This is a genomic window from Melioribacter sulfuriphilus (assembly GCF_051488685.1).
Classification (GTDB): domain Bacteria; phylum Bacteroidota; class Ignavibacteria; order Ignavibacteriales; family Melioribacteraceae; genus Melioribacter.
In genome coordinates, this window is sequence record NZ_JBPSEH010000018.1 from 1 (window position 1) to 3,408 (window position 3,408).

Sequence of the window (3,408 nt, forward strand, 5' to 3'; positions counted from 1 at the left end):
TACATGATTTATTTTTTCAATGAAAACGACAATACTTATAAATCTGTTCCTCTAATTGAATTTTTCAGATGTCTCTATTAATTAGAGTCCAGCTATTATTCAATACTCGAACATTGGTACTATAATTTACGGCGTCAACAACAGCTTGATATGTACCTGTGTCATCGGTGTTATCGACACGTTGAGCATGAAGTTGAGCATTCCAATCTACACCGGCAATTCCGACATATTCTGTTCCATTCCAATTATTTGTTTTTGCTGAAGCAATTCCGGCAACATGAATACCATGCCCATCCCAACCATAACCAGCATCTCCTGTTACTTTACCGCTTAAATCAGGATGTGTTCCATCAATTCCGCCATCAACAATACCAATAATATTGCTAGAATTTCCTGTATAAATATCCCATGCTTCGGGTGCTTGGATTTTACCTGTGCCGCCCCCAGATTGAAGTGACCACTGGTAAGAAAAATATTGATCATTGGGAATAACGCCCGGCGCAGTAATTCCATTTGGTTCTGCGAAAAGTACTCCTTTTTCTTTGGAAAGAATATCAATAACTGCTTGAACATTATCTCTATTTTTCAATTTTAATTTGAATATCCTCGACATATTTGGCAGTTTAATTCTACTGCCGTCATCTTTCAATTTTAGAGTGTCGTTAATATTAAAATCAGGGAATGCCTTTTTAATTGCTTTTAACTCGATCTTCTTAAATGTGTTATCTAAATCTTTAGATTTTATCTTGAGTTTATTTATGTCAGTTAATTCTGCTGTGCCGTCAGGTAACTCAAGTGAATCGGGAAGGAAATAAACGAGTATTTCATCTTCAGTTTCACTTGTTTGAGAAAATATTTGAAGCGGAAGAAAAACCAACAGCACTAATAATAGAAAATCGACCCTGCGGTTAATAGCAGCATTTAATAATCTTGTCATCTTAGTACTCCTCCAACTTGTTGAAATAGTTGTTTTTGATTAGGTAGATAACGCAATGAAAATGCCTCTGCTTTAATTAGCAGGAAAAAATGTTCATGAATCTTTTATTATAATCTTACAGTTATTGTGTTCATGCCCAATAACTGCTTAATTACTATCTCATAATAATCACCTCCTTACATTTTTCACCGTGTTAAAAGTGAGTTGAAATTCGGAACCGGTGCTGGTATTAATTATCCATAATACCCCGTTATCATAATTCCAGTTGCTAGTGCTATATTGTGTATAAACGATTTTCTCATCATCTGGCGACCAACTAAAAGGTAATCCGAAATCTCCATCCACACCCCTGGTTGTTATCTGTTTTAAATTAGCTCCCGTTGTATCTATGGACCATAAATTGCTGTTTGACCAAAATGCGATTTGAGATGATGCAAATGAAAGTTTCGGATTTCTGTTATCTGTTTGATAGTTATTAGTCTCATTTAAATGAGTTACCTGTATAATGTTTGAAGGATTGTTCAAGTTAACCTTAAAAATTTCACTATATAATCCGACATAGAATAATGACTTTGAATCCTTTGTCCAGATAGGCATTCTGCCATCAAGGATAAGTGATTTATTTAAACCATTAATTTCCATTTTCCATATTCTATAACCTCCAGAAGCATGATCTTTATTTGAATCAAAGGCAATCCACTTTCCATCAGGACTATAAGCGGGAAAGAAATTTTTTCCTTCAAATGCTAACTGCTCTATTTGAGTAGTATCAAATCTTTCTTCCTCTACAATAAAAGGCATTTTGTATATCCGAGCACTGTTGACAAAAGCAATCCATTTTCCATCTGGTGACCATGTAGCTAAGAATAATTGATAAGGAAATATTCTGCGCATGTTTGTCCCATCGGTATTAACAAGCCAAAAACCCGTTGAATCATAATTGAAGTGTTGAACTCCTATACAATTTTTACCATACGGGTAAGTGATGGAATCAAGGGGAGTGTAGTTAAATCCTATAAATTTTCCGCTTGGATACCAAATCGGATTATTATATGGGGGTTGTGCTACTATATCAATTGGTGGGCAAGGATTTTTATCGTTTTCAACGACATTATCAGAACACGCTAAAAAAATAGAGACAACAATTAATAAAACATTCGTGACTTTAATGTTCATACAGCACCCCGATGTAAATTCACTTCGTTGTTAATGTAACTTTACACTTAGAAATATTCAATAGCGTTTTTCAGTTTCTACTGAAAGTAAGTATAACGGCGTTGTTTTTAAGCCGCCGCCCATAACAGCAATGCAGCTTTGAAAACCAATACCGATAATTATTTATAAATTAATTTTGTTAACTACATTCAAAGAGCAACAAACTTTTACAACACAACTTTTTAATTACACAAATGCCAAACAATTTAAAGCGGTCGGCTTGTAAAACGGGTTATACTTACACCCTTAAAAACAGAAGGCAGAACTAAAATTAATTCTGCCTTCATGGAAATAAACTTTACTATTTGACGAGTAACATTTTTTTAGTTATGGTTTTAGTATTCGTTCTTAAACTATAAATATAAGTTCCGCTTGGAAGATTACTTGCATCAAATTCAAACTCATATCTTCCGGCTGCAAATTCTTTATCAGCTAAAACTGCAATTTCTCGACCAAGTATATCATAAATCTTCAAAGTAACATGACTACTATTAGGAATTGAAAAACTAATCTTTGTTGTTGGATTAAACGGATTAGGATAATTATCTAACGATTCCATATAGTTTTCTTTTTCTAGCATTTCAACTTTAGAAGAATCAGAAATATTTTGTTTTGCCAAAACTGAACTACTTCCATCAACATTTTTTGTAACAGTGTAAGTAGAGTTACCTGCATCAGTAACTACACATTTAACTTGAAAAGCTCTCCCGTCTGAAGTTCTACTTGCAGTATTAGTTGTACTGCCCATACTAAACCAGTAACCACATGGAACGTTATCGGGAGTAATAATAATTTCTTTCCCGTCATTTGTCGCAGCATCAAGAATTTCATCACAATAAACAAAGTAAGACCAGCTATAAGAATATGGTGGTATCCCGCCTGAAGCCGTTACTGTCCATGTTCCGCTTTGACCGTTGCTTAGATATGTAGGGCCCGACATTGTTGCAGTAAGAGGCTGTTTACCTAATACTGTTACCTGTATATTTGCTTCATCTGGAGAGGCAGGGTACCAATACAAGCTTGAGCCGCCTATAGGCATCATTCGGTAGACATATGTTTCAAATGTCACATCACGACCATTTTGACTAATTTTAGTCGCTCCAGGCATACCATACGAGGGGTTGCCCCATTCAAAGCCATCGGTATTGCTATTTGCCCATACCCAAGTACTATCTAAAATGAGACATCTGAAAAATTCAATTAGAGGAACAGATTTATAAGTATTGTCGTTTTCATTGAAAAAATAAATCATGTAT

General features: G+C 34.8%; 3 protein-coding genes. All 3 read right to left on the minus strand.

The genetic code is table 11. The annotated features are described in order from the left end of the window. Window positions 1-64: 64 nt before the first annotated feature. Window positions 65-937: a S8 family serine peptidase gene (locus ACSSV9_RS14520; protein WP_437347982.1), complete on the minus strand. Its 873-nt coding sequence runs from the start codon at window positions 935-937 to the stop codon at window positions 65-67. A gap of 168 nt (window positions 938-1,105) precedes the next feature. After that, window positions 1,106-2,113 carry a TolB family protein gene (locus tag ACSSV9_RS14525; protein ID WP_437347983.1) on the minus strand — a complete coding sequence of 336 codons (1,008 nt, stop codon included), beginning with the start codon at window positions 2,111-2,113 and terminating at the stop codon, window positions 1,106-1,108. 340 nt (window positions 2,114-2,453) lie between these two features. Beyond that, on the minus strand, window positions 2,454-3,408 hold a 955-nt coding region (locus ACSSV9_RS14530), incomplete at its 5' end, for a T9SS type A sorting domain-containing protein (RefSeq protein WP_437347984.1).

Bases quoted from the DNA above. Each gene is read 5' to 3' on its own strand.
- ACSSV9_RS14525 (WP_437347983.1), bottom strand. From the start codon at position 2,113: ATGAACATTAAAGTCACGAATGTTTTATTAATTGTTGTCTCTATTTTT.
- ACSSV9_RS14520 (WP_437347982.1), bottom strand. From the start codon at position 937: ATGACAAGATTATTAAATGCTGCTATTAACCGCAGGGTCGATTTTCTA.